The organism is Halosimplex aquaticum (assembly GCF_028747785.1).
GTDB classification, from domain to species: domain Archaea; phylum Halobacteriota; class Halobacteria; order Halobacteriales; family Haloarculaceae; genus Halosimplex; species Halosimplex aquaticum.
Genome location: NZ_CP118158.1, coordinates 3,037,398 through 3,061,805, shown reverse-complemented (window position 1 = coordinate 3,061,805; position 24,408 = coordinate 3,037,398). Strand labels below are relative to the sequence as shown.

Below are 24,408 nucleotides of genomic sequence, written 5' to 3'. Positions count from 1 at the left end.
ACAGAAAATTGGTAGCCGAAATCGCGGAGTGTCACTCCGCGTCGGCTTCGTCGGGGAAGGGGACCTCCAACCGCTCGCCGTCGTCGGGGACCCAGGCGTCGCCGTCGAAGTGCTCGCGGGCCTCGCGCTCGATGGGCGTGTGGTCGCCGGCGTAGCGCGTCGAGATGTGGGTGAGCGCGAGCCGTTTCGCGTCCGCTCGGTCGGCGATGGCAGCGGCCTCACGGGCGGTGGAGTGTGCGGTATCCCTGGCGCGGTCGGCCCAGTCGCTGGCGAAGGTGGCGTCGTGGACGAGCAGGTCGGCGTCCTCGGCGGCGGCGGCGACGGCGTCGGTCGGTCGCGTGTCGCCGGTGTAGACGAGGCGGCGGCCCGGTCGCGGCGGGCCGACGACCTCCTCGGGTTCGACGGTTCGGCCGTCGTGTTCGACGGGTTCGCCGCGGTGGAGCTTCGAGTACTTCGGGCCGGGCGGGATGCCGAGTTCCTCCTCGGCCTTCTCGCGGTCGAAGCGGCCCTTGCGGTCGGCCTCGACGAGGGCGTAGCCGACGGCGTTGGTGCGGTGGTCGGTGCGGACGGCGCGGACCTCGTACTCGTCGCGGTCGAGGACGACGTCGCCGGCGTCGACCTGGTGGATCCGGACGGGGAAGGCGGGGTCGTTGCCGCCGGCGTGGACGAGGTTCTCGACCTGGCCGCGGGTGCCGCTGGGTGCGTGGATGGCCAGCGGGTCCTCGCGGTCGTTGAAGTCGAAGGTCTGGATCAGGCCGGGGATGCCGAGGACGTGGTCGCCGTGGAGGTGCGTGACGAATACGTGGTCGACGGCGAAGCCGGTGTTGAACCGCATCATCTGGCGCTGGGTGCCCTCGCCGCAGTCGAAGAGGAGGCGGTCGCCGTCGCGGTTGACCAGCAGCGCGCTCGTGTTGCGCTGGGTGGTCGGGACAGCGCCGCTCGTCCCGAGAAACGTCACGCGCATGTCCGCCTCTCGGCGGGCGCCCGGTAAACGCGTGTCGGATCCCGATCCGCGGACGGCGACCGACTCGCCGTCCGACCGCCCGTCGACGACGGACGGAACTCGGCCGGTGACGAACGCCGTATAAGTAGTTTTCGTCAGTTCATCCACAGCGAGGGACCGTTTCGCCGGAAATCGGCCCCACCGAGTTGGCAGCAAAGCGATCGGTAATCCGAGTTGATCGGCGTTGATCCGGCTTCGGAGTCGCCTTTATATATGGGTATTCGGGTAATAGAGAGGGATACGATGTCACAGCCAGACCGACCACGAATCGGGAGCGAATCGGCGAGCGGACACAGACCGCGACGGACGGGGGTGTCCGCATGAAGCGCGCTGTCGTCGCGCTCGCGACCGCGTTCCTGATCGTCACGGCCGGCTGTGCGGCGACGCCGGGGACGGGGACGTCGACTGTCGCCGACAGCGACGGTGACGATGGCGCCGCCGGGGACGGCACCGACGGCGACGCCGGCGGGACGGACGGCGGCACCGACACCGCCGATTCCGACTCGGGCACGGTCAACTTCTACGTGAGCGACGAGCCCAACGACATGGACGACTTCCAGCGGCTGAACGTCACGATCTCGTCCGTGCAGTTCCACCTCGTCGACGCCGCCGACAACGAGTCGGCCGACGAGGGCAACGCGTCCACGGCCACCGCGGCGGTCACGCCCGAGAACGGCACCGACGCGGGCGACGCGAACGAGACGGCGACCGCCGTCGAGACCGACGAGAACGAAACCGACGAGAACGAAACCGAAACCGACGCCGACGAACGAGACGACGACCGCGAAGACGACGAGAGCGAGGGCGAAGACGGCCGCTGGGTCACGCGCGACGTGAACGCGACCGAGGTCGACCTCTCGCAGTTGCGCGGCGCCAACGCCACGCTCCTCCAGCAGTTCGACCTGCCCGCGGGCGAGTACGACAAGGTCCACATGGAAGTGAGCGAGGTGAACGGGACGCTGACGAACGGCGACTCGGCGAACGTCAAGCTCCCGAGCGAGAAGCTCCAGCTCAACTCGGAGTTCACCGTCGAGAACGGCTCGGAAGTGGACTTCGTCTACGACGTGACCGTTCACGAGGCGGGCAAGAGCGGGAAGTACATCCTCAAGCCCGTCGTGAGCGAGTCGGGGACCGACGTGCCCATCGAGCGAGTCGACGACGAGGGGAACAACGACGACCGCGAAGAGAAGGGGGAAAGCGGCGACCGCGACGACAAGGAGAAGAACGGCGACGAAGGCCGAGACGACGCCGAGCGGACCATCGACGCGTCGTTCCTCGGGAACGTCTCCGCCGGCGAGAACGTCACCGTGCGGGTGACCGAGAACGGCAGCGCGGTCGCGAACGCGACGGTGACCGTCGACGGTGAGGTAGTCGGAACGACCGACGCCGACGGCGAGTACGTCGTCAGCGTCCCGAGCGACGCCGAGAAGCTGGAAATCGGGGTCCAGTCAGGCGACGCCGAGGCGGAACTCGAAGCCGAGTTCGAGGCGAGCGAGCGCGACGGCGAGAGGGACGGAACTAACGCTGACGGCGGGAGCGGCAACGGCAATGGCAGCGGCGCAGCGAGCCTGAGCGGTGCCGACGCGGTGTCGACCGCTCCGTAAGCCGAGCGCTCAGTCCCGGCTGGTTTTCGAAGCGGGGCGGACTCCGGATCCGGGGCGGACACCCGGATCCCACAGGCCGCCACTGGGGGCCTGTTCGCGGCGCACGCCCGCTCGTCGCGACGCGTCGCGAGAGACGGCGTCCCGTGCCTTCGGAACTGTTTTACGCGCTGCTGGGCCAAGCTAGTGCAACGAATGAGCGACCTCGAACAGGAGTATCGACTCGACTATTTCGAGGAACACGGCTTCCACAGAAAGCAGTGTTCCGAGTGTGGGGCCCACTTCTGGACGCTCGACGGGGACCGGGCGACCTGCGGGGAGCCGCCATGCGAAGAGTACGGCTTCATCGACGACCCCGGCTTCGACGAGGAGCTCTCGCTGGAGGAGATGCGCGAGCAGTTCCTCTCCTTTTTCGAGCAGCGGGGTCACGAGCGCATCGACCCCTATCCCGTCGCCGCCAACCGCTGGCGCGACGACGTCCTCCTGACGCAGGCGTCTATCTACGACTTCCAGCCGCACGTCACCAGCGGCGAGTCGCCGCCGCCGGCGAACCCGCTGGTCGTCTCCCAGCCGTGCATCCGGATGCAGGACATCGACAACGTCGGCAAGACCGGCCGGCACACGATGGCCTTCGAGATGGGCGGCCACCACGCGTTCAACGCCGACGAGGGCACCGACTACGCCTACGAGGGCGAGGTCTACTGGAAGGACCAGTGCGTCGAGCACTGCATGGATCTCCTCGCCGAGGTGGGGGCGCCCCGCGAGGACGTCACCCTCATCGAGGACCCGTGGGTCGGCGGCGGCAACGCCGGCCCCGCCTTCGAGGTCATCTACCGCGGGCTCGAACTCGCGACGCTCGTGTTCATGCAGTTCGAGCAGGACCCCGACGGCGACTTCGAGATGAAAGACGGCAACACGTACAGCCGGATGGACCGACGGGTCATCGACACCGGCTACGGCATCGAGCGCTGGACGTGGATGTCCCAGGGGACCCCGACGGTCTACGAGGCCGTCTACCCCGACATGATCGACTTCCTCAAGGACAACGCCGGGCTCGACTACTCCGAGCGCGAGGCCGAGATCGTCCACCGCGCCGCCACCCTGGCCGGCCACATGGACATCGACGAGGCCGAGGACATGGAGTCGGCCCGAGACAACATCGCCGACAAGCTCGACGTCCCCACCAGCGAACTCGTCGACCTGCTGGAACCGCTGGAGGACATCTACGCCATCGCCGACCACTGCCGGACGCTCGCGTACATGCTCGGCGACAACATCGTCCCGTCGAACGTTGGCACGGGCTACCTCGCCCGGATGGTCCTCCGCCGGACCAAGCGCCTCGTCGACAACGTCGGCGTCGACGCGCCGCTGGACGAACTCGTGGACATGCAGGCCGACCGGCTGGGCTACGAGAACCGCGATACGATCCGCGACATCGTCCGCACCGAGGTCGAGAAGTACCGCGAGACGCTCGACCAGGGCGGCCGGCGCGTCCGCCGGCTCGCCGACGACTACGCCGAGCAGGGCGAGCCCATCCCCGTCCGCGAACTCATCGAGCTGTACGACTCCCACGGCATCCAGCCGGACATGGTCGAGGAGATCGCCGCCGAGAAGGGCGTCGACGTGGAGACGCCCGACGACTTCTACGCGCTCGTCGCCGACCGCCACGGCAGCGGTCAGGCCTTCGAGGACGAGGAGGAGCGGCCCTACGCCGACCGCCTCGAAGAACTGCCCGACACCGACCGCCTGTACTACGAGAACCAGCAGCGGACGGAGTTCGAAGCGGTGGTGCTCGAAGTGTTCGAGCGCGACGACGACCGGTACGACGTCGTGCTCGACCAGACGATGTTCTACCCCGAGGGCGGTGGCCAGCCGCCGGACCACGGCACGCTGTCGACCGACGACGTGACCGCCGAGGTCTCCGACGTGCAGATCGTCGACGGCGTCATCCTCCACACCGCCGATGAGGACCCTGGCAAGGGCGAGTTCGTCCGCGGGCAGATCGACGCCACCCGGCGCCGCCGCCTGATGGCCCACCACACCGCGACGCACATCGTCGTCCACGCCGCCCGGCAGGTGCTCGGCGAGCACGTCCGCCAGGCCGGCGCCCAGAAGGGCACCGAGTCCTCGCGCATCGACGTGAGCCACTACGAATCCGTCTCCCGCGAGCAGGTCCGGGAGATCGAACACCGCGCCAACGACATCGTCCGCTCGAACGTGCAGGTCAAACAGGAGTGGCCCGACCGACACGAGGCCGAAGACGAACACGGCTTCGACCTCTACCAGGGCGGGATCCCCGCCGGCGAGAACATCCGCCTCATCCACGTCGCCGAGGACGTCCAGGCCTGCGGCGGCACCCACGTCGCCCGCACCGGCGACATCGGGACGATCAAGGTGCTCGGCACCGAGCGCGTCCAGGACGGCGTCATCCGCATCGAGTTCGCCGCCGGCGACGCGGCCGTCCAGGCCACCCAGGACACCGAGGACGCGCTCTACGAGGCCGCCGAAATCCTCGACGTCGCCCCCGACGAAGTGCCCGAGACCGCCGAGCGCTTCTTCACGGAGTGGAAGGAGCGCGGCAAGACCATCGAACAGCTCAAGGAGGAACTCGCCGAGGTCCGCGCCGCTGCCGGCGGTGACGAGGGCGAGGAAGTCGCGGTCGGCGAGGAGACCGCCGTCGTCCAGCGCCTCGACGCCGACATGGACGAACTCCGCGCGACCGCGAACGCCCTCGTCGAAGAGGGGAAGATCGCGGTGCTCGGCTCGGGCAGCGACGGCGCGACCTTCGTCGTCGCCGTCCCCGACGGCTCCGCGGTCAACGCCGGCGAAGTCGTCAGCGAACTGGCGAGCAAGGTCGGCGGCGGCGGCGGCGGCCCGCCGGACTTCGCCCAGGGCGGCGGCCCGGACGTCGACGCCCTCGACGACGCCCTCGACGACGCCCCCGACGTGCTCCAGCAGGTCGCGAACGCCTGAGTTCGCGGCGCACCGCTTCTCTTCGCCCCACGAGGCCCGTTGTTGTTGCTCGTGTGACCGCGTCCGGCAGCCACGCCTCTAATATCACTCCTGTTATGAACGACAACGTTCATGTATCGGAGCCGTCAATCAGCTATCGAACATGAGCGGGATCGAATACGACGCGCCGGGGGTCGAATCGACGGCCTCGCGGAGCGTCTCGCGGATCGCGGGGATCGGGGCGGGACTGGTTGCACTGAACATCGTGTTCATGCTGGTGTTGAGCGAGACGCCGGTCGCGCCGCTGGGCGCGGCGCTGTTCTCGAACTTCTTCATCGGCATCGCGACGTTCGCCGTCACCGTCGGGGGCGGGTACTGGCTGGCGAACACGGGCATCGAGAAGGGCAGTATGGGCCTGGCCGGCGTCGGCGTGGCGCTGTCGCAGTTCGGCTACGCGCTGATCGGTTCGGCGATCCTCGTCCGAGTCCCGTCGTCGACGAAGGTGACCGCCCTCGGCATCACCGCGGTCGTTACCGGGATCATCACGGCCGTCGTCGCCGTCGTCGTCTTCAAGACCGACCACTCCTTCGAGCGCTGGCAGATGTATTCCTGGGTGTGCTTCGGGGGCGGTTTCGTCGTCGGCGCTATCGGCTTCTTCGTGAACCCGATGCTGATGCTCGTCGCGGGCGCGCTCTTCCTGATCGGGTTCATCGTCGACCTGACCTACGAGATCTGGGCGGTCCGCGAGAGCAAGTACGGCGACCTGCGCAGCGCCATCGGCATCTACATCGCCGTCATGGGCGTGTTCATCCACATCCTCCAGCTCGTGCTGCGCGTGCTGGAGATGCTGGACGCCTGATTCGTCCACTCCCTACTCGCCGTCGGTATGCTGAAATGGTAGGAACGGCAACACTTATCTGTGAGTCCGACGCGACTCCGCCAGGCGGTCGGTAACTGGCGACACTGGTGGGACCTGGCGGAAGTCGCGTTCGCCGGCTGGTTGCTCGTCGTGTTGTTCGGCGGTCCGGTAAACGTCGGGCGACTGACCGGACTGGAGTCGATGACACCGGCGCTCCAATTCGTCGCGAACTGGGGATTTCAGGCCGCCCTCGCGTCCGTATTCGTCGGTTTTGCACTCCTTCACCTCCGCCAGGAGAGCGGTTCGACCGACTGATCGGTCGCTGCGGACGGAAACGAAGTGGATTCTATCCGCCGCTGACGGGTGGAAACAGCGCGAGTTCGTCGTCCGCTTCGAGCGCGGTCTCGAAGCCGTCTTCCTCGGTGAAGGGGTCGCGCCCCTCGTGGAGCAGTCGGACGTGCTCGTAGAGGTCGCCGTCGTCGTCGAGCACCTCGTCTTCGAGCGCGGGGTGGGCGTCGAGCAGGGCGTCGAAGGCGTCGCCGACGGTCGCGCCGGCGTCGACGTCCACCGCGACCTCGGTGTCCCCGGCCGTCTCGGCGAGCGTGGCAAAGAGCCGCCAGTGCATATCGGAGGCTGGACGCCGGGACTCAAAGAGCGTTCCGCACTCGGTGCGGGCCCGTCCGCGGTCGGCCGGCGAGCGACCCGCACACGTTCGCTAGCGGTCCGCGTCGGCGTCGCGGCGCTCGTCGACGGCCACGGTCCAGCCGCCGTCGTCTCCGCTGTCGTCCGAGTCGAACTCCTCGCCGTCCGCGTCGTCGGCCTCGCCGAACTCCTCGTCGTCCGTGGGATCGTCGGCAGCGGATTCGTCGACGGCAGGTTCGTCAACGGTGGGTTCGTCCACGGGGTCGTCGACGTCCGCTCCGTCCGCGGATTCGTTCGGCTGTTCGTCGGGTTCTCCGTCGGCGTCGACGGCGACGTCCGTGCCGGTCAGGTCGTCCACGTCGACCCCCGCGAGGTCGTCCAGGTCTTCGCGGGTCGGCTCGCCGTCGGACGGGTCGTCTCCGCTCCCCGACGCCGGAGCCGAGTCGTCTGTCGCCGCCGCCGCGCGTTCACCGTTACCGTCCGGTTGGTCGGCTTCGAGCGTCCGAATACCCGGCGCGTCCGCGTCCGAGAGGTCGTCGACGTCGGCGGACTCGCTCGGTTCGGAGGGGGCGCCGACATCGGTGGAGTCTGCCGGTTCGAAGGGGGCGTCGGCGGACTCCGCCGGGGCCGTTGCCGTCCCGGAACCCGGCGCGCCATCGGCCGGCAGGTCCGCGGACCCGTCGGGCGCGGATTCCCGGTCGTCGACCGCTCGCGTCGCCCCGTCGCGGTCCGGTGACTCGCCGGCGACGGGCGTCGTCGCGTCGACCTGTTCGTCCGGGGCGAGTTCCGCGCCGCTCCCCGCGGTCGGAACTGTCGGATCCGCCGTCGGACCGCCGACAGCGGAGCTCGCGGCCTGTTCGACCTTGCGGATGGCCTCCGGCGCGGCGACGAGGTAGAGCGCGTCGTCGGCCGTCAGGATCCGGTCGCGAGCGGGGAGCGGCTCCACTGGCCCCTCTCTGGGGCGGATCGCGACGACGGTCACGTCGATGGCGCCGACGGGTTGGCCGACCAGCGGGCTGCCGTCGGCGACGGTGACGGCGGCCATCGTCTCGTCGGCCGCCCGGAGCACCGACGCGAACTCGCGGTCGGGACGGGACTCGACTGGCATCGTCACGAGCTTGTAGCGGGTCTCGGCGTCGAGCTTCCGCGTGTCCGCGGCGTCGACGGCGAGGGTCACCACGTCGTCGACCGTCCCGCGGACCTCCGCGGTGAGCACGCGCTCGAAGGGGTCCGTCCCCCACACCTGAACGAGGTCGCCCGCGCTCGCGGCGAACGCGGGGTCGGCCTGGACGGCGACAGCGGAGGTCTCCGGGGGGAGCGTCGGGCCGATGCCGGCCGCGCGGGAGCCGACGGCGAGGAACTCGACGGTCCCGTCGTCGGCGAGTTCGATGTCGACGTGGCCGACGGCGTAGTCGGCCTTGAGGCGGGTGACCAGCCGGTCGCGGAGCTCCTCGACGGTCAGCCGGCGCGGGAAGACGAACGTCTTGCCGGCGAGGTCGTCCTTCGTCTGGTCGGGGACCGGGTCGTAGCCGACGACGTCCTCGACCTCCTCGGGGAGTTCGACGGTGATGACGCGGCCGACGGCCTGGACGAGGCGGCCGACCTCCGCCTCGACGGCGCGCTCGCCGGTGGCGACGGTGAGGTCGCTCCCGATACGGTCGCCGATGCCGGTGCCGATGCGGGTGGCGAGCAACCAGACGGCGACCGTGACGATGTGGGACAGCGCCGTCGCCGCGTCGATCGGGTCGCCGTTCCCGGTCGGCGTGATGAGTTCCTGGAGCACCTTCTGCGTGCGGAGGAGTGGGACGACCGCGCTGAGCCCGAACAGGGTCGGGAGGCCACCGGGGACGCGCTCGCGGACGTACCAGCGGTACAGGAGCGCGACGACCGCTGCCACGCCCGCGGCGATCAGCGAGAGCCCGAGTATCTGTGCCGCCCCGATGAGGGCGCGCTCGGTCAGCGGCCGGTTCTGTGCGACGGCGGTCAGCGCCGCGACGCCGTGGCCGGAGGCCAGTTCGACCGTCGCGCTCACGCGACCGCCTCCCGGAACGCGTCGAGTTGCTCGCGCGTCCCGACCGCGAAGACCTCGTCGCCGGCCGAGATCGTGGCCGAGCCCCGCGGAGCGACGACCCAGCCGCTCGCGCCCCGGACGGCCATCACGGCCACGCCGTAGGTCTCGCGGACGTTCGCGGTGCCGACGGTCGCTCCATCGAGCGGGCCGCCCGGCCCGACGGTCACCCGCTGGAAGCGCCGGCCGGCCCGGCGCAGCAGCGAGACGAGTTCGTACTCGCGGCGGACGCCGCGGGACTCGACGACGACGCGCGCCCGGTCGGCCTTCAGGAGCGGCTCGGCGTCGGTCCGCGTCACGGCGACCGTGATGCGCCCCTCGCCGCCGGTCGTCGTCGGCGCCCGCACCGGTTGCGGGGCGGCGTCTTCCTCCTCCCCGTCGGCGTCGTCGTCCTCGTCGGCGCCCTTCGAGGCCGGCTCGGGGACCGATTCCGTCGTCGGCTTCCGCGTCTTCGCGCTGACGACGGTGCCGCGGACCTGCGCGTCGGGCGTGATGAGCGTCACCTCGTCGTTGCGGGCGACGCCCGTCGGGACCAGCGCGTTCACCGACACCGCGCGCTTGCCGTCGGGGACGCGCTTGGAGAGGCCCGAAAACGGCGGCGCGGCGACGACCGAGGCCCGCCCGCGCTCGTCGACGGTCACCGCCGCGTCGCCGAGGTCGTACTCGGTCTTGAGCCGTTCCGCGAGGCGGGCTTCGAGTTCGGTGATACGGAGATCCGCGGGGAAGGTCCACTCGCTGTCGCGGATCTCCGCGCGGAGGTCGTCGGCGAGCGGCGGGTACCCCTCCATGTCGGCGACCTCGCCGACGATGCGGATCCGCGCCTCGTCGCGACCGGCGAGCGCACCGCGGACGTCGGCCGCGAGCGTCCGCTCGCGGAGCTGTTTCAGCGAGAGCCGCTTCGGGAACGTCGCGCCCATCGTGTCACCGCGGTTGTGTGCGTACAGCGAGATCATCAGGACGACCATGATCGCGGTCGTGATCGTCACGGCGTTGGCGTTCTGGGTGATCGTCGGGTCGGCCAGCGCGAGCAGCCCGCCGTTGACGCCCGCGAGCGCGACCGCGAGGACGACCACACCGAACCCGGGGATGGTGACGCCGGTGAAGTACTTGAAGAGGAAGCCCAGCGACCACGCGACGAGCCCGGGGATGATCCCCGTGAGGATGCCGAGATAGATGCCGAACAGGATCTCGACCGGAAACGCAGCCATGCACGGTGTCACGGAATCCACTCTTAAACGTGTACCGGCGCGACCCGTTCCCGCGGCGGTCGGCAGCCCCAGCGACCCCGCTGGCGCCGACCAGCGTCTGTGTCCTCGCCGACAGCTATCGCGAAGGGTCGGCAGGATTTTACCCGTTGGCCCACCTCCGAGAGGACATGGATCCGAGGCGGGCGATCGACGAGCCGCTGACGGTGTTCGTCGGGACGCGGGCAGCGATCTGGCTGCCCACGGTCGTCGCCATCCTCTCGTTCGGGACCGGCGTGGCGAACATCAGCGCCACGACGGTCAACCCGCTGCTGGAGACGTACTTCCAGATCCCCCAGGAGATCCAGCGAGCGGCCGGGTTCACGGGCGCGCTGACCGGCTTCCTGATGCTGATGAGCGCGTGGGGGATGCGCCGCCGGTTGCGCGCCGCGTGGGTCTCGACGGTCGTCCTCCTGCCGGTCACCGCCGTCCAGGGGCTCGCCCAGTCGAGCCGGTACTCGCTGCCGCTGATCGTGCTGTCGCTGCTCTCGCTGCCGACCGTCGTCGCGAACTACCGGCGGTTCGACCGCAGCGCGGACCTCTCGGCGACGCAACTGGCCGCGATCTCGGCGCTGACGGGGACGCTCGTCTACGGCACGGCCGGCGCCTACCAGCTCCGCGACGAGTTCAACGGGCTGAACACGCTGACCGACGCCGTCTACTTCACCATCGTCACCGCCAGCACCGTCGGCTACGGCGACGTGACTCCCCAGAGCCAGCAGGCGAAGCTGTTCGGCATGTCCGTCGTCGTCCTCGGCGTCGCCAGCTTCACCGTCGCGCTGGGGTCGCTGCTCGGCCCCGCCATCGAGGCCCGCCTCTCGCAAGCACTCGGCACCATGAACGACTCAGAACTCGAGCTCCTGGAGGACCACGTGGTCGTCCTGGGCTACGGCGACCTGACCGAACCGCTGCTGGAAGAACTCGCCGCCGTCGTCGACTTCGTCGTCATCACGCCCGACGCCGATCTGGCGGCCACCATGCGCACGCGGGACCTCCGCGTCGTCGTCGGCGACCCGAGCGACGAGGAACCCCAGAAACAGGCCGGGATCGAACACGCCCGCGCCATCATCGCCGCGACCAACGACGACGCCCAGGACGCGCTGGCCATCCTCACCGCCCGGCAGTTCCACCCCGACGCCCGCATCGTCGCCGGCGCCACCGACCGCGAGAACGTCGAGAAGCTCCGTCGCGCCGGCGCCGACGCCGTCATCAGCCCCGCCGTCATCGGCGGCCACCTCCTCGTCGAGTCCGCGCTCGGCGACGCCGACATGGAAGGGCTCGCCGAGCGCCTCCTCGAAGCGGACGGGCAGGCCGAGACCGCGGACGACGACTGACGCCCGCGTTCGCACCGATCCGGGCCGTCGCCGCCTCGCTCACGACCGGTCGACGATGGCGACGTCGGCGTCGAGGTCCTCGATCCGTTCGAACGTGGGCGGCGAGACGAGCCGCGAGGCGGCGCTGCGGTCGGTGCTCGCGCCCATGAACACGAGATCGAACTGGGCGGCGTTCTCCGCGAGATAGCGCTCGATCGATTGCGTCGCGACTCGCGTCTCGAAGCCCCCGTCGAACGCCTCGACCAGGTCGGCGAGCATGTCTTCGGCGCGTCGGCGCTCGCGATCGCCGGAGACGCACGAGCAGACGCTGATGTGGCCTCCCCGCCCGACGAGTCGGGTCGCGAAGTCGACCATCCCGTGGGCCACGTCGCTGGCTCGCCGGACGGGTACCATGACGCGCTCCCAGCGGGTCCGCCCGTCCGCCGACCGGTGGACGAGCACGTCGAGGTCGCCGTCGAAGAGGTCGTAGAGGTACGGCGAGAGCGCGCCGTGGCGCCGCTCGTAGGCCGCCGCGACGAGGTCGCAGTCGACCTCGTGGGCCGTCTTCAGGACGGTCGCGGCGGGCGAACGCCCGCCGACGGCGACGACCACCTGGCAGGGGACGCCCACCCGCGCCTCGATGTCGTCCGCCCGCGCTTCGAGGTGGGTCGCCGCCTCGGCGACCGCGCGTTCGGCCGCCAGATCGTCGCCGTCGTCCGCCGAGGAGGCGTCCGCGTCGCCGCCCGCACCACCGCCGTCCGCATCATCGCCGTCCGCACCGCCTCCGTCCGCACTGCCGCCGGCTGTACCGCCGCTCGACTCGCCGACTGCGCCGCTCGCGGTCGCGCCGCCGTCCGCGGTGGCGCGCCGGTCGACCCGACGGCGGTCGTCGATGAGGTCGCGTTCGGCGCTGGCGACGGCCTCGTCGTCGACCACGTCGAGGAGGACGACCTTCCCGGCGTCGTGGGCGGCGGCGAGGCGGGCGCCGAGCATCGCGGTCGCGTCGGGGTTCTCGCCGCGCATCGGAACGAGGACGCGGTCGTCGCTCCCCGTCGACTCGTAGAGGAACCGCGCGCGCCGCTCGTAGAACTGCTTGCGCCAGACGACGAACACGAGCGCGACGACGCTGCTCGCGAGCAGGACGCTCAGCGCGAACACCGGCTCGTTCCCGGGCCGGACCAGCAGTCCGAGCAGGGCCGTCGAGTACGCCGACGGCTCCTCGACGTCGAGCGCCCACGTGGCCGAGCCCGCGAGGAACACCGCGACGGCGGCCTCGAAGGCGCCGACGTTCAGGTTCCCCGGGCCGCCGGTCAGGCCCGCGACCGACGCGAGGGCGAGCGCCGCCCAGCCGCAGAGCGCCCCGACGGTGAGCCCCGTGACGAACCGCGTCGGCGAGGCGTACCGTCCCTCGGGGTCGGCGAAGAGCGTGTACGTCCCCGAGGCCAGCGGCGGGAAGAGCAGGAACGTGAGCGACGAGAAGCTGTTGAGCAGCGCCGTCACGACCGCGATGAGCAGCGGGACGAACGCGAGCGCCGAGAGGTGGACGAGGTTGCTCGTCCGCTCGACCCACCGGCGGAACGCGCGCAGCTCCCGGCGTTCGAGCCGGCGGAGCCTGGCCAGCGCCGCGAGCACCCGGTCGCCGAGCGGTCCGCGCACGGTGGCTACTACCCGGCCGCGCCACTAAAGGGCGTTCCCGGGCGGCCGCGGAGTCAGTCCGGAACGGCGGGCGGCGGTCCTCGCGCTCCCGTTCAGAGCCGCGTCGCCGCGTCGAGCGAGATGCCGATCGCCCGCTCGACGTTGTTCTTCGCCTTCTCGGGGAGTTCGTCGTCCTCGGTCTCGCCCTTCTGGGTGCCCTCGACGAGGTTGCCGTCGACGGTGCAGATAGCGCCGGCGCGGAGGCCCTTCCGCCGAGCGAGCGTGAACACGGCGGCCGCCTCCATCTCGACGGCGAGCAGGCCCGCTCGCTCCCAGTCGTCGACGTACTCGTCGGTCTCGGCGTAGAACGCGTCGTCCGTCGCGATCGGGCCGACGTGGACGTCCTCGTCCCTGGACTCCGCGCTGTCGACGAGCGCAGAGAGCGTCTCGTAGTCGGCGACGGCGGGGTACTCGACGTCCTCGTAGCGCTTCGTGGTCCCCTCGTTCTTCGCGGCGCCGGTCGCGACGACCATGTCGCCGATCTCGATGTCGGACTGGAGCGCGCCAGTCGTCCCGACGCGGACGAACGTCTCGACGCCGACGTTCGCGAGTTCCTCGACCGCGATGGTCGCCGACGGGCACCCGATCCCCGTCGAACAGATCGTCAGGTCGCGCCCCTCGTAGGTCGCGTTGACGAGCGCGTACTCGCGGTTCTCGGCGACCCGCTCGACGTCCTCGCAGTGGCCGGCGATGCGCTCGACGCGCCCGGGGTCGCCCGGGATCAGCGCGATGTCGTTGACGTCGCCCGGTTCGACCAGCAGATGCGGCTGTTTCGCCATACCGGCCCCTGCGTCCGGCGGCGGGAAAACGATATCCGTTCGGGCGGCCCGCTCCCGTTCGAGCGCGACGCTCCCGGCGGTCGGGCGCCCGCGGTCAGAACTTCGCGTCGTCCACGATGGTCTCGACGACGAACACCACCCCGAACACGGCGAACACCGCGAGCGCCTCCAGCGGCGTCGGGCGATACCAGTAGACGAACCCGCCGAGGAGGACGAGCAACGCCGCCGCGGCGAGCCCGGCGACGACGAGCGGGCGTTCCGTCCACTCCATGTTCGTGTCTACCTCCGAGGAGCTGGTAGTCCCTGTGTCTCCCGAGCGCTCCCGACGCCTCCCCTCCGCTCGGTATCCGAACGCGGGAGCGTTTCGGTAGCGATTTCGGCAGACGAAGTCGCACGACTGTGCGCCGGTTCCAGCCGAAAGGACGGGGTTGTCCGGGAGCGTCCGGCCGCGACGTGACACGCCGGGCCTGCACGGAACCGAGCGCTCCCGGGTGCTACGGAGCGGTACGTACCACTCTATCTCCGAACGGGGGAGCGTTTCACCAGCGAGCGGCGCGTTCGAAACCGCTAGACGGGGGAGCGGTTCCACGGGAAAGGAGGGGGTTCGATCCCGGTGCGGTGCGAGCGGCGGGGGCTCAGATCGCGGGGCCGAGCAGGAACAGGAAGAGGTTGTTCGCGGCGGGACCCATGCCGACGGCGGCGACGAACGCCAGCAGGACGTTCCCCTGCGTCGGGTTCTCGTCGACGATGTCTGCGAGGAGGACGACGATCACCATCGCCATGACGAGTTTGACGACCGCGAACAGCCAGCCCTTGCCGAGGTAGGGGTAGGTCGGCAGCGTCTCGGCGAAGTCCATGATCTGCCGGGGGATGGGCGAGCGCTCGCCGGTGCCGATCACGTCGACGCCGATGGCCGTCGAGAGCCCGTCGAGCGCGTGGGCGAAGACGACCAGCGGACCGCCCCAGCCCGCGCGGTCGACCGCTCCCGACCACCCGATCGCGAGCAGGTAGTAACACGGCGCCGTGATCAGGGCGGCACCGAGGAACCCCAGCGGCAGCCAGACCAGGGCGACGTTCGCCTGAATGCGGCCGGCGGCGTAGGTGTAGCTGAACACGGTCAGCCCGATGACGAGCAGCCCGCCGGCGACGCCGAGGTTGCGGGCGATACGGCCGACGTCGTCGACCGTCCGCGCCTGGATGACCGACGGCAGCCACACCGCCGCGGCGAGGAGGAACGTCGTCACGTACACCGCCGGCGCGGCGAAGAAGGGCTCGGCGACCGCCGGGATCAACTCCGCCTGGTAGAGCGCGTGGAAGGCGCCGCCGGCGACCATCCACGGCGCGAAGGCGATCACCTGTCTCGTCGTGACCGGCGGATCGAGCAGGTACAGCGCGGCGAGAGACGCCGCCGTCAACACGACCAGGACGATCACGTACGGCAGCGGTGGGATCGCCAGCCCGCTCGGGAGGAACTGCATACCCTGTGGCGGTGCGCGGACCGCCGAAAGGGTTCCGGTCGATACGGCGCGCTATCGCCGGCGCGACTCGGGGACCGGCCGCGGCGGGGACCGTCGGTCCGAGACACCCCGACGGATCCGAACGGGCTTTTAGGCGGGGGTGAGACGGGTGAGCCATGAACACGGACGCGGCGGAGGTGACGGGCCGTATCGAACACACGGTCCTCGGGCCGGAGACGACGCCGGACGACGTGATAGCGGTGCTCGACGCCGCCATCGAGTACGGGCTACGGGCGTGCATCCCGCCCTGCTACCTCGAACTCGCCGACGGCTACGCCCCGACGGTCCCGCTGTCGACGGTCGTCGGCTTCCCCCACGGCCAGCACACCACCGCGACCAAGTGCGCCGAGGCCACCGACGCCTGGGACGAGGGCGCCGACGAACTCGACGTGGTGATCAACGTCGGCCGACTCAAGGCCGGCGAGGACGACGCCGTCACCGAGGAGATCGAGGAGGTGGTCGCCGCCGTCCCGATCCCGGTCAAGGTCATCGTCGAGACCCCGCTGCTGGCCGACGAGGCCGAGAAGCGCCGCGCCGCGGAGTGCGCGCTCGAAGCCGACGCCGATTACCTGAAGACCGCGACCGGGTTCTCCGACGGCGGCGCGACCGTCCCCGACGTGGAACTGCTGGCCGAGTACTTGCCTGTGAAGGCCTCCGGCGGCATCGGTTCGTGGGAAGCGATGGAGGCGATGCTGGACGCGGGTGCGGAGCGGATCGGCGCTTCGAGCGGCGACGTCATCGCCCGCGAGTATCTGGACCAGCACGAGACGGCGACTCGCGAGGACGTGAGCGGCTGGGACGACTGAGCGAAGTTTCGAGTCGGTTCTGACGACGGCGAGTTCTGTGTGTGTTCTGGGAGGACGACCGTTGCGGACGCCAACAGGCGACGAAAGCCCTCGACCCGCTCGCGGTCGCTGGTCGGGATATCCTCACTCGCTTCGCTCGCTCGGATAGGGCCCGACCAGCGACTCCCCGCTGGCGCGACCTGATCTCGCCCTTTCAGTCCACCAGGAACAGCAGCACAGCGACCGCACACTACCGCGCCACCCGCCTCCCCAACCGACTGCGATGCTCCCTCGCTCCGCAGGCTCCGCTCGGTGCGCTTCTCATCCACCGGAAGACTCGCTCCGCTCGTCTTCCGAGCCCTCGTTCGCTTCGCTCACGAAGACCTCGCACGATGCTGTCGCGGGATGAAACCCGCGACAGCGCGCGCCACTGAGAAAGAGTCGGGTCCGAAATTGACGTGACGCCGGATCTACAATAATCGGCTTCAGAGAACAGTTACGTGGCGTGCGCCGAGACAGTCGACAGAGAATGTCGGTGCGCGAACGCCTGCCGGCGCGGCCGGTCGCCAAGTACTACCTGTACATGGCGACGAACACGATGGGGCTGGCGCTGCCGATCTGGGTCGTCTTCCTCCGGGCGCAGGGCCTCTCGTACACGGAGATCATGGTCCTCGACGCCATCTGGTGGCTCGGCCTGACCGCGGGGGAGATCCCGACGGGCTTCGTCGGCGACCGGATCGGCTGGCGCAACAGCCTCGTCCTCGGGAACGCCCTGCGGTCGGTCGCCGTCGTCGCGATGGGGCTGTCGAGCACGTTCTGGGTGCTGGCGGCGGTCTACCTGCTGTGGGCGGTCGGCACGACGCTGCAGTCCGGCAGCACCGACGCCTGGCTGTACGAACTGCTGGAACGGCGCATCGGCGACGAGACGTTCGAGCACGTCCGCGGCCGGGGGGAGTCGGTGACGCTCGCGGTCGGGGCTGTAGCGGCAATCGCCGGCGGGTACGTGGGCGACGTGAGCCTCCGGTGGCCGTTCTACGCGACGGGCGCGCTCTGGGCGGCGGGGACGCTCGTCCTCGTGACCTTCCCGTCGATCGCGGTCGACGCCGACGACCGGGTCGGCCCGCTCGAAGTCCTGCCGCTGTTGCGCGAGCGGATCCTCGGGTCGGACCTGCGGCGGTTCGTCCTGTGGGTCGGCGTCCTGCTCGGCGTCGCGCAGGCCGTCTCGCGGTTCACCCAGCCGGTGAGCGTCGATCTCGGCGTCCCCGTCGCGTCGCTGGGCTGGCTCTACGCGGGGTTCACGCTGCTGGCGGCGCTGGCCAGCGCCCGCGCGGAGTGGATCCGCGAGCGCGTTGGCCTCGACGGCTGGTTCCTGCTCACCCCCGCACTGCTGGGAACGCTGTTCGTCGGCGCGTGGGTCGTCCCGCTCGTGGCGATCCCGGGGTTCGTGGCGATCCGCGCCATGCGGGCGGTGACGCGGCCGCTCTCGAAGGGGTACGTCAACGACCGCGTCGCCACGGCCGGCCGGGCGACCGTCCTCAGCGGCGTCTCGATGGCGTACTCGCTGATCAAGCTCCCGTTCTCGGTCGCCGGGGGCGTCCTCGCGGACGCCCTGTCGCCGCTGGTCGCGATGGCGGCGCTCGGGGTCGGCCTGCTCGCGGTGACGCTGGTCGTCCACCGCGGGGGTTCGCCCGTGGGACTGCGGACCGGGTCCGAGGTCGGCGCCGACTGAGCGACTGCGACCTGCGGCGCCGACCCAGCGGCGCCGATCCGTCGCGCTTTTGGCCGCGAGCGCCAAGAGAGAACTAACGAGATGGCCCGCTATCACATCGAGACCTACGGTTGCACGGCCAACCGGGGCGAGAGCCGCCAGATCGAGCGGGCGCTCCGGGACGGCGGCCACCACCCCGCCGACGGCCCCGAGGAGGCCGACGTGGCGATCCTCAACACCTGCACCGTGGTCGAGAAGACGGAGCGAAACATGCTCCGGCGGGCCGAGGAACTCGACGCCGAGACGCCCGCGGACCTCGTCGTGACCGGCTGTATGGCCCTCGCGCAGGGCGAGGAGTTCGAGTCGGCCGACGTCGACGCCGAGATCCTCCACTGGGACGAGGTGCCCGAGTACGTCCGCAACGGCGAGTGCCCGACGACGACGCCCGACACCGAACCGGTGCTGGACGGCGTCGTCGGCATCCTCCCCATCGCCCGCGGGTGCATGAGCGACTGCTCGTACTGCATCACCAAGCGGGCGACCGGCCGGATCGACTCCCCCTCCGTCGAGGAGAACGTCGAGAAGGCCCGCGCGCTGGTCCACGCCGGCGCCAGGGAGATCCGCATCACCGGCCAGGACACCGGCGTCTACGGCTGGGACCGCAACCGGGGCGAGAGCCTCCTGCCCGAACTGCTCGACCGCATCTGCGACATCGACGGCGAGTTCCGCGTCCGCGTCGGGATGGCCAACCCGAAGGGCGTCCACGGCGTCCGCGAGGAGCTCGCGGGGGTCTTCGCCGCCAACGAGGAGATCTACAACTTCCTGCACGCGCCGGTCCAGTCCGGCAGCGACGACGTGCTCGCGGACATGCGCCGCCAGCACGAGGTCGGCGAGTACGTCGAAGTCGTCGAGACGTTCGACGAGTACCTCGACGAGTGGACCCTCTCGACGGACTTCATCGTCGGCTTCCCGACGGAGACCGACCACGACTTCCAGCAGACGATGGCGCTGCTCCGGGAGACGCGCCCCGAGAAGATCAACGTGACCCGGTTCTCGAAGCGGCCGGGCACCGACGCGGCCGACATGAAGGGCCTCGGCGGCACCGTCAAGAAGGAGCGCTCCTCGGCGATGACCGACCTGAAGATGGAGGTCATGGACGAGGTGTACGGGTCGATGGTCGGCGACACCCGCTCCGTGCTGGTGACCGAGGACGGCACCGACGACTCGCTGGTGGGCTACGACCGCGCCTACCGCCAGGTCGCGATCCCCGGCGCGCAGACGCAGGGCGTCGAGGTCGGCGAGACGGTGGACGTGGAAATCACGGGTCACAACACCGTCTACGCGCTCGGCGAACTGGCCTGACTGCCGCGACCGAAAGCCGTTTTCCGACACCGGGCGACCACCGGCTATGACCGACGTGACTGTCGACCGGGACGTCGTCTTTCACCGTCCGCCAGAGCGAGAGTCGCCGCTGGAACTCGACGTGTACCGGCCCGACGACGGCGGGACGGACCGCCCGGCCGTCGTCGTCTACCACGGCGGCGGCTGGATCGAGGGCGAGAAGGGACAGCTCGAAGCGCTCGAACGCGGGCTGGCCGAGCGCGGCTACGTCTGCTTCGACGCGAACTACCGCCTGAGCGGCGAGGCGACGTTCCCGACGCCGGTCGAGGACGGCGCCGCGGCGGTCCGCTTCGCGAAGGAGCACGCCGACGAGTACGGGATCGACCCCGACCGGGTCGCGACGACGGGCCACTCCGCCGGGGGCCACCTCGCGGCGCTGGTCGCCGCCGCCGACGGCGACTTCGACCCCGAAGACGCGACCGTCTCCTCGAAAGTGGCGGCGAGCGCGCCCATCAGCGGGGCCTACGACATGCGCGACCGCACCCCGGAGGCGGCCAACGACCTCGAACGGCAGTTCCTCGGCGGCGGCCCCGACGAGGTGCCCGAGCGCTACGAGCGCGTGTCGCCGGCAGCTCACGTCGACAGCGCGACGCCGCCGACGCTCGTCCTGCACGGCGACGACGACGACCTCCTGCCCGCCGACGGCGCCCGCGAGTACGCGCAGGCGCTCGCCGAAGCGGGGCGACCGGTCGAACTCGGAATCCTCCCCGGAGGCGGCCACGGCATCGTCGTCGAACCCGAGGACTGGCAGGACCGGGGCATCGAGACGGTCGCGGACTTCCTCGACCGCCGCCTCTGAGCGAGACCGGCTTAGATCCGCGACGGCGCCACGTCGCACACCTCGCGGAAGGCGCCCTGGACGACCTCCGAGAGTGCGGGGTGGACGTGGATCGTCTCGGCGACCGTCGCCGCGTCGGCGCCGGCCGCGACCGCGGTGCTCACCTCGTGGATCAGCGTCGAGGCCTCGGGGCCGACGACGTGACAGCCCAGCACCTCGCCGTCCGCGCCGACGAGGACCTTCGCGAACCCGCCCTCGTCGTCCAGCGCCGAACCGAGCGCGGTGTCGTCGTACGCGAAGGTCCCGACCTCGTACTCGTCGTCGGCGAAGTCCTCGTCCTCCTCGAGTTCGCCCTCTGTCTTTCCGAGGCTGGCGACCTGGGGAGAGCCGAACACGGCGTGGGCCATCCCGGGGTATTCGACCGGCGTCTCGGCCCCTCGAACGGCGTTCTCGACGGCGTACTCGGCCTCTTTGTCGCCGGAGTGTTTGAACATGTAGTTCCCCGCGATGTCGCCGATGGCGTAGACCCCGTCGGCCGACGTGCGGAGGTACTCGTCGGTCTCGACCAAGCCCTCCTCGGTCGTCTCGATCCCGGCCGCCGAGACGTTCCAGGTGTCGGTGTTCGGTCGCCGCCCGGTCGCCAAGAGGAGACGGTCGCCCGCGACCTCGATCTCGTCGCCGTCCTCGTCCTCCGCGGTGACGCGCTTCTCGCCGTCGCTCTCCGCTATTTCTGTCGCGCTGTAGCCGAGGTGGAGTTCGTGTTTCTCCCGGTAGACCTCGGTGAGTCGCTCGGCGACGTCGGAGTCCTCGCGGTCGACGAGGAGTTCGGCGTGGCCGACGATCACGACGTCGGCGCCCATCTGCGAGAAGAAGTGGCTCAACTCGGCGGCGATGTAGCCGCCGCCGACGACCACGAGGCGGTCCGGGCACTCGGACAGCCACAGCGCCTCGTCGCTCGTGAGAAACTCCGTCTCCGCGGTGCCGTCGATGGCGTCGGGGACCATCGGGCGGGAACCGCCCGCCAGAACGACCCTCTCGGCGGTGAGCCGCTCGCCGTCGTCCGCTCCGCCGCCGCTGTCCGCTCCCCCGCCGGCGTCGACCTCGACCGTCCGCTCGTCGACGAATCGGCCCTCGCGCTGGTAGAAGGCGATGTTGTCGTGCCCCCGCGCTCGTTCGGCCTTGGCCTCGGCCGTCTCTCGTATCGTCGCGCGCACGTCGTCGACGATGCCCTCGAAGTCGACGCTCTCGACCGACGCCTCGACGCCGAGCGCGTCGGCACCGCGCACCGTCTCGGCGACGTTCGCGCGGTGGATGAGCTTCTTCGAGGGGTTGCACCCGCGGTTGAGGCAGGTGCCCCCGAGCCGACCGCGCTCGACGAGCGCCACGTCCGTCCCCTCGTCGGCGGCCGCTGCGGCGACTCTGTTCCCGGTACCACCGCCGAGGACGATGAGGTCGAACTCGGGCATGTGAACGTACAGACGTTAGGTGACGGGCGCGTTTGTCCCTTGTGCGCAAGACGACCCGCCACCGATGGGTCTTCGACTCGGCGATCCGGTCGAAGCGAACCGGTCGTGAGCGGCGCGTCGGAGCGAGCGAGCGCCTGCCCCCGTCACCACTCAGGGAAGTACCGACCGTGGAAGCCGAACGGGACCGCGTGCGGGAGCGGCGCTCGCGCCCGTTCGTCCAGCGTCTCGCCGTCGAGGACGAGCAGGTCGGTCCGCCCCTCGTCGGTGTTCAGCGCCGTCGCCAGCACGACTCCCCGGTCGCTCGGTCGCTCGGCGTCGGGCGCGCGGACGAAGACCGGTTCCTCGACGAAGACGCCCGGCTCTTCCCAGCGCCGTGACTCGCCGGTCGTCACGTCCACTTTCGCGACGTGGTTGCCGTCCCGGTCGGCCGCGCCCTGCGCGTAGACGTAGCGGTACTCCCTGGTGCGGTCGCCGCGGGCGATCCGGGGGAGTTCACAGCCCTCGTACAGCGTCTCGCTCCCGACGGCCTGTCCGTCCAGTTGGACGCGAAAGCGCCGGAGGTGACCGTCCCGTCCGTGCTCGAACCAGTCGCTGGCTTCGGACAGGTAGAGCCCGTCGACCACGTCGGCGTTCGGGTAGGCGACGAGGTCGACCACGAGTTCGCCGTCGGCCTCGAAGGCGTTGGCGTGGTGGAAGACGAACCACGGGTCGGCCGTCGCGGTCGCGATCCGTTCACCCGTCTCGCGGTCGAGAACGTGGAATCTCGTCCCGTGCTCGGGCTTCCAGTCGTAGTGGTCGACGAAGGTGTCCCGACCGGGCAACAGGAACGACGCGGGAGTCGTCACGAACGGGTGTTCCGTGAGGACGACGAATCGCTCGGTGAGCCCGAAGCTGTGGAGGTACGCGGGGTCGCCGGTCGCGACCGAGCCGATCCGTTCGCGCGAGCGCGAGCCGTCGGGGAGCCGGTAGAGTGTGTACTCGCTGGGGCGACCGAACGTGGTCAGGAGGCCCACCGTCTCCCCGCGGTGGGGGTCGGGGAGGACGTGCGCGCAACTGAGGTGTCCGGTGAGCGCGTCGGCGAAGGCGAACTCGCCGAGCGTGTCCAGCGTCTCCGGGTTCACGCCGACGTAGCGGGGAACCTCGGTCATCGCGACGAGCGCGTCGCCGACGCGGGCGACGTGGACGTTGCAGTTGTCGGTCGGCTCGTCGAACAGCAGTCGGCGGATCCGCCGGAGATAGCCGCCGCCACCGGTCGCGAACTGGCCGTCGATCTCACCGTCCCGCATCGCTTCGCGGTACGTGTCGGACCGGAGCGAGCGGTTGGTGTACCTGACCGCGTCCTCGCGCCCGCCGAACGCGAAGCGGTGGAGCATCGCCAGGCCGTCGAACCAGTGTTCGACTCGGTCGCCGCCCACCTCGAACGTCGCGGGCCCGTTGCGGACCAGCGCGCCGGCGAGCCAGTCCGGCAGCGACCCCTCGACCGCGAGCGACCGGTCGGCGACCTCGTTCGAGAGCGAGGCGAACCCCAGTTCGAACCCGGTCTCCATCGACATGTCCGCAGTTGGGCTGCGACAGGGGAGTCACTGGCGGTGGGTCGCCCCGCGGACGACTCCTATCGAGACCGCCAGCGGTCGCCGGCGAGCTGGTCGACCTGCTCGTCGGCCTTCCACTCGTCGAGTTCGCGCGGGTCGACGTGGACGAACACGTCGTCGACCTCGGGGAGGTCGCGGATCGACTCGACGACGGCCGACTCGATGTCGTGGGCCTCGAACAGCGTGCGGTCGCCCTCGACCTCGATGTGGAGCGAGACGTCGATCTCGGGGCCGACGTAGTGGGCGATCACGTCGTGGGCGCCCTCTACCTCCGGGTGAGAGAGCGCCCGGCGGATGATCTCGCGGCGGAGTTCCTCGGGCGGCGCGCGGCCGAGGAGGTAGCCGAGGTTGTCGCGGACGACCTCGATCCCGGTGTAGACGATACCGACCGCGACGACGACCGCGGCCAGCGGGTCGAGGATGGGGTAGCCGGCGCCGGCGCCGAGGACGCCGACGATAGCGGCTGACGCGGTGAGGATGTCGTTGCGGTTGTCCAGCGCGGTCGCGGTCAGCGCCGGCGAGTTGTGCCGGTCGCTCGCGGCCAGCACGTAGCGATAGAGCCCGTACTTCACGACGGCGGCGACGGCGAGCACCGCGACCGCGGTCGGTCCCCGCGAGACCGACACGTCGCCGGAGAGGAGCGACGTCGCCGACTGATAGAGGACGGTGCCGCCGGCGGCGAAGATGCCGAGCGCGACGAACAGGCCGACGAACGGCTCGATGCGCTCGTGGCCGTGGGGGTGCTCGAAGTCCGGCGGCCGCGTCGTCAGGTAGAGGCCAGCGACGGTCACCAGCGAGTAGACCGAGTCGGCGGCGCTGTTGACCGCCTCGGACTCGACCGCGAGGCTGCCGGTGGCGAGCCACGCGGCGCCCTTGAGCGCGACGAGGCCGAGGTTGACCGCCAGCAGGAGCAGGCCCACCTTGCGGAGCACCCGCGGCCGGTCGTCTGTCATCGTCGGAGGTTGACGGTCCCGGGCCAAAGCCGTGTCGACCTGCGGGACGGAG

At 70.4% G+C, this 24,408-nt stretch carries 20 protein-coding genes; 9 read left to right on the top strand and 11 right to left on the bottom strand.

Annotated features, from left to right (window positions below):
• Positions 1–31 precede the first annotated feature (31 nt).
• On the bottom strand, positions 32–964 hold the full coding sequence (rnz, locus tag PSC72_RS15340) for a ribonuclease Z (protein ID WP_274322295.1): 933 nt from the start codon (positions 962–964) through the stop codon (positions 32–34).
• A gap of 359 nt (positions 965–1,323) precedes the next feature.
• On the opposite strand from rnz, the gene PSC72_RS15335 reads away from it, so the two are divergent.
• The 4 genes from PSC72_RS15335 to PSC72_RS15320 all read left to right on the top strand — a co-directional run bounded on the left by PSC72_RS15335 (position 1,324) and on the right by PSC72_RS15320 (position 6,730).
• Positions 1,324–2,607: a DUF4382 domain-containing protein gene (locus PSC72_RS15335; RefSeq protein ID WP_274322294.1), complete on the top strand. Its 1,284-nt coding sequence runs from the start codon at positions 1,324–1,326 to the stop codon at positions 2,605–2,607.
• Between the two features lie 192 nt (positions 2,608–2,799).
• A complete protein-coding gene (alaS, locus tag PSC72_RS15330; RefSeq protein WP_274322293.1) occupies positions 2,800–5,577 on the top strand; it encodes an alanine--tRNA ligase in 2,778 nt (925 codons plus the stop codon).
• A 142-nt stretch (positions 5,578–5,719) separates the two neighbouring features.
• Positions 5,720–6,415 carry a hypothetical protein gene (locus tag PSC72_RS15325; protein ID WP_274322292.1) on the top strand — a complete coding sequence of 232 codons (696 nt, stop codon included), beginning with the start codon at positions 5,720–5,722 and terminating at the stop codon, positions 6,413–6,415.
• A 60-nt stretch (positions 6,416–6,475) separates the two neighbouring features.
• The gene (locus tag PSC72_RS15320) at positions 6,476–6,730 is read left to right on the top strand and encodes a hypothetical protein (protein ID WP_274322291.1); all 255 of its coding nucleotides are present in this window, start codon (positions 6,476–6,478) and stop codon (positions 6,728–6,730) included.
• 31 nt (positions 6,731–6,761) lie between these two features.
• On the opposite strand, the gene PSC72_RS15315 is transcribed toward PSC72_RS15320, so the two are convergent.
• From PSC72_RS15315 to PSC72_RS15305, 3 genes are all read right to left on the bottom strand, one after another.
• On the bottom strand, positions 6,762–7,040 hold the full coding sequence (locus PSC72_RS15315) for a ubiquitin-like small modifier protein 1 (protein ID WP_274322290.1): 279 nt from the start codon (positions 7,038–7,040) through the stop codon (positions 6,762–6,764).
• 90 nt (positions 7,041–7,130) lie between these two features.
• Positions 7,131–9,089: a TrkA C-terminal domain-containing protein gene (locus PSC72_RS15310; protein WP_274322289.1), complete on the bottom strand. Its 1,959-nt coding sequence runs from the start codon at positions 9,087–9,089 to the stop codon at positions 7,131–7,133.
• The gene (locus tag PSC72_RS15305; RefSeq protein ID WP_274322288.1) at positions 9,086–10,333 is read right to left on the bottom strand and encodes a potassium channel family protein; all 1,248 of its coding nucleotides are present in this window, start codon (positions 10,331–10,333) and stop codon (positions 9,086–9,088) included. The genes PSC72_RS15310 and PSC72_RS15305 overlap by 4 nt, the downstream gene beginning before the upstream one ends.
• A gap of 167 nt (positions 10,334–10,500) precedes the next feature.
• Here PSC72_RS15305 and PSC72_RS15300 point away from each other — a divergent pair, with 167 nt between their 5' ends.
• Positions 10,501–11,703, top strand: a complete 1,203-nt coding sequence (locus tag PSC72_RS15300) for an NAD-binding protein (protein WP_274322287.1) — start codon at positions 10,501–10,503, stop codon at positions 11,701–11,703.
• Between the two features lie 39 nt (positions 11,704–11,742).
• Here the strand turns inward: PSC72_RS15300 and PSC72_RS15295 are convergent, their stop codons facing one another.
• The 4 genes from PSC72_RS15295 to PSC72_RS15280 form a co-directional block, all read right to left on the bottom strand.
• On the bottom strand, positions 11,743–13,338 hold the full coding sequence (locus PSC72_RS15295) for an HPP family protein (RefSeq protein WP_274322286.1): 1,596 nt from the start codon (positions 13,336–13,338) through the stop codon (positions 11,743–11,745).
• Positions 13,339–13,430: 92 nt separating this feature from the next.
• Positions 13,431–14,156, bottom strand: a complete 726-nt coding sequence (locus PSC72_RS15290; RefSeq protein ID WP_274322285.1) for a nucleoside phosphorylase — start codon at positions 14,154–14,156, stop codon at positions 13,431–13,433.
• Positions 14,157–14,250: 94 nt separating this feature from the next.
• Entirely contained in the window at positions 14,251–14,427 is a 177-nt protein-coding gene (locus PSC72_RS15285; protein ID WP_274322284.1) for a hypothetical protein, read from the bottom strand.
• 364 nt (positions 14,428–14,791) lie between these two features.
• Complete coding sequence (locus tag PSC72_RS15280; protein WP_274322283.1) at positions 14,792–15,634, bottom strand: DUF63 family protein; 843 nt, start codon at positions 15,632–15,634, stop codon at positions 14,792–14,794.
• Between the two features lie 155 nt (positions 15,635–15,789).
• On the opposite strand from PSC72_RS15280, the gene deoC reads away from it, so the two are divergent.
• The 4 genes from deoC (at position 15,790) to PSC72_RS15260 (ending at position 20,366) form a co-directional block, all read left to right on the top strand.
• A complete protein-coding gene (gene deoC / locus PSC72_RS15275) occupies positions 15,790–16,479 on the top strand; it encodes a deoxyribose-phosphate aldolase (RefSeq protein ID WP_274322282.1) in 690 nt (229 codons plus the stop codon).
• A gap of 508 nt (positions 16,480–16,987) precedes the next feature.
• Positions 16,988–18,187 (top strand): MFS transporter, encoded by a 1,200-nt coding sequence (locus tag PSC72_RS15270; RefSeq protein WP_274322281.1) that lies wholly within the window; start codon positions 16,988–16,990, stop codon positions 18,185–18,187.
• 81 nt (positions 18,188–18,268) lie between these two features.
• Entirely contained in the window at positions 18,269–19,528 is a 1,260-nt protein-coding gene (locus PSC72_RS15265; protein WP_274322280.1) for a tRNA (N(6)-L-threonylcarbamoyladenosine(37)-C(2))-methylthiotransferase, read from the top strand.
• Between the two features lie 46 nt (positions 19,529–19,574).
• Positions 19,575–20,366, top strand: a complete 792-nt coding sequence (locus PSC72_RS15260) for an alpha/beta hydrolase (protein ID WP_274322279.1) — start codon at positions 19,575–19,577, stop codon at positions 20,364–20,366.
• Positions 20,367–20,377: 11 nt separating this feature from the next.
• On the opposite strand, the gene PSC72_RS15255 is transcribed toward PSC72_RS15260, so the two are convergent.
• The 3 genes from PSC72_RS15255 to PSC72_RS15245 form a co-directional block, all read right to left on the bottom strand.
• Positions 20,378–21,811 carry a dihydrolipoyl dehydrogenase family protein gene (locus PSC72_RS15255; RefSeq protein WP_274322278.1) on the bottom strand — a complete coding sequence of 478 codons (1,434 nt, stop codon included), beginning with the start codon at positions 21,809–21,811 and terminating at the stop codon, positions 20,378–20,380.
• 143 nt (positions 21,812–21,954) lie between these two features.
• A complete protein-coding gene (locus tag PSC72_RS15250) occupies positions 21,955–23,358 on the bottom strand; it encodes a carotenoid oxygenase family protein (protein ID WP_274322277.1) in 1,404 nt (467 codons plus the stop codon).
• 65 nt (positions 23,359–23,423) lie between these two features.
• Positions 23,424–24,356 carry a cation diffusion facilitator family transporter gene (locus PSC72_RS15245; RefSeq protein ID WP_274322276.1) on the bottom strand — a complete coding sequence of 311 codons (933 nt, stop codon included), beginning with the start codon at positions 24,354–24,356 and terminating at the stop codon, positions 23,424–23,426.
• Positions 24,357–24,408: the final 52 nt, after the last annotated feature.

Excerpts from the sequence above, each read along its gene's own strand:
- PSC72_RS15305 (WP_274322288.1), bottom strand. The coding sequence starts at position 10,333 with ATGGCTGCGTTTCCGGTCGAGATCCTGTTCGGCATCTATCTCGGCATC.
- PSC72_RS15245 (WP_274322276.1), bottom strand. The coding sequence starts at position 24,356 with ATGACAGACGACCGGCCGCGGGTGCTCCGCAAGGTGGGCCTGCTCCTG.
- PSC72_RS15315 (WP_274322290.1), bottom strand. The coding sequence starts at position 7,040 with ATGCACTGGCGGCTCTTTGCCACGCTCGCCGAGACGGCCGGGGACACC.
- PSC72_RS15270 (WP_274322281.1), top strand. The coding sequence starts at position 16,988 with ATGTCGGTGCGCGAACGCCTGCCGGCGCGGCCGGTCGCCAAGTACTAC.
- PSC72_RS15260 (WP_274322279.1), top strand. The coding sequence starts at position 19,575 with ATGACCGACGTGACTGTCGACCGGGACGTCGTCTTTCACCGTCCGCCA.
- PSC72_RS15300 (WP_274322287.1), top strand. The coding sequence starts at position 10,501 with ATGGATCCGAGGCGGGCGATCGACGAGCCGCTGACGGTGTTCGTCGGG.
- PSC72_RS15280 (WP_274322283.1), bottom strand. The coding sequence starts at position 15,634 with ATGCAGTTCCTCCCGAGCGGGCTGGCGATCCCACCGCTGCCGTACGTG.
- alaS (WP_274322293.1), top strand. The coding sequence starts at position 2,800 with ATGAGCGACCTCGAACAGGAGTATCGACTCGACTATTTCGAGGAACAC.
- PSC72_RS15265 (WP_274322280.1), top strand. The coding sequence starts at position 18,269 with ATGGCCCGCTATCACATCGAGACCTACGGTTGCACGGCCAACCGGGGC.
- PSC72_RS15285 (WP_274322284.1), bottom strand. The coding sequence starts at position 14,427 with ATGGAGTGGACGGAACGCCCGCTCGTCGTCGCCGGGCTCGCCGCGGCG.
- PSC72_RS15255 (WP_274322278.1), bottom strand. The coding sequence starts at position 21,811 with ATGCCCGAGTTCGACCTCATCGTCCTCGGCGGTGGTACCGGGAACAGA.
- PSC72_RS15335 (WP_274322294.1), top strand. The coding sequence starts at position 1,324 with ATGAAGCGCGCTGTCGTCGCGCTCGCGACCGCGTTCCTGATCGTCACG.
- rnz (WP_274322295.1), bottom strand. The coding sequence starts at position 964 with ATGCGCGTGACGTTTCTCGGGACGAGCGGCGCTGTCCCGACCACCCAG.
- PSC72_RS15290 (WP_274322285.1), bottom strand. The coding sequence starts at position 14,156 with ATGGCGAAACAGCCGCATCTGCTGGTCGAACCGGGCGACGTCAACGAC.
- PSC72_RS15325 (WP_274322292.1), top strand. The coding sequence starts at position 5,720 with ATGAGCGGGATCGAATACGACGCGCCGGGGGTCGAATCGACGGCCTCG.
- deoC (WP_274322282.1), top strand. The coding sequence starts at position 15,790 with ATGAACACGGACGCGGCGGAGGTGACGGGCCGTATCGAACACACGGTC.
- PSC72_RS15250 (WP_274322277.1), bottom strand. The coding sequence starts at position 23,358 with ATGGAGACCGGGTTCGAACTGGGGTTCGCCTCGCTCTCGAACGAGGTC.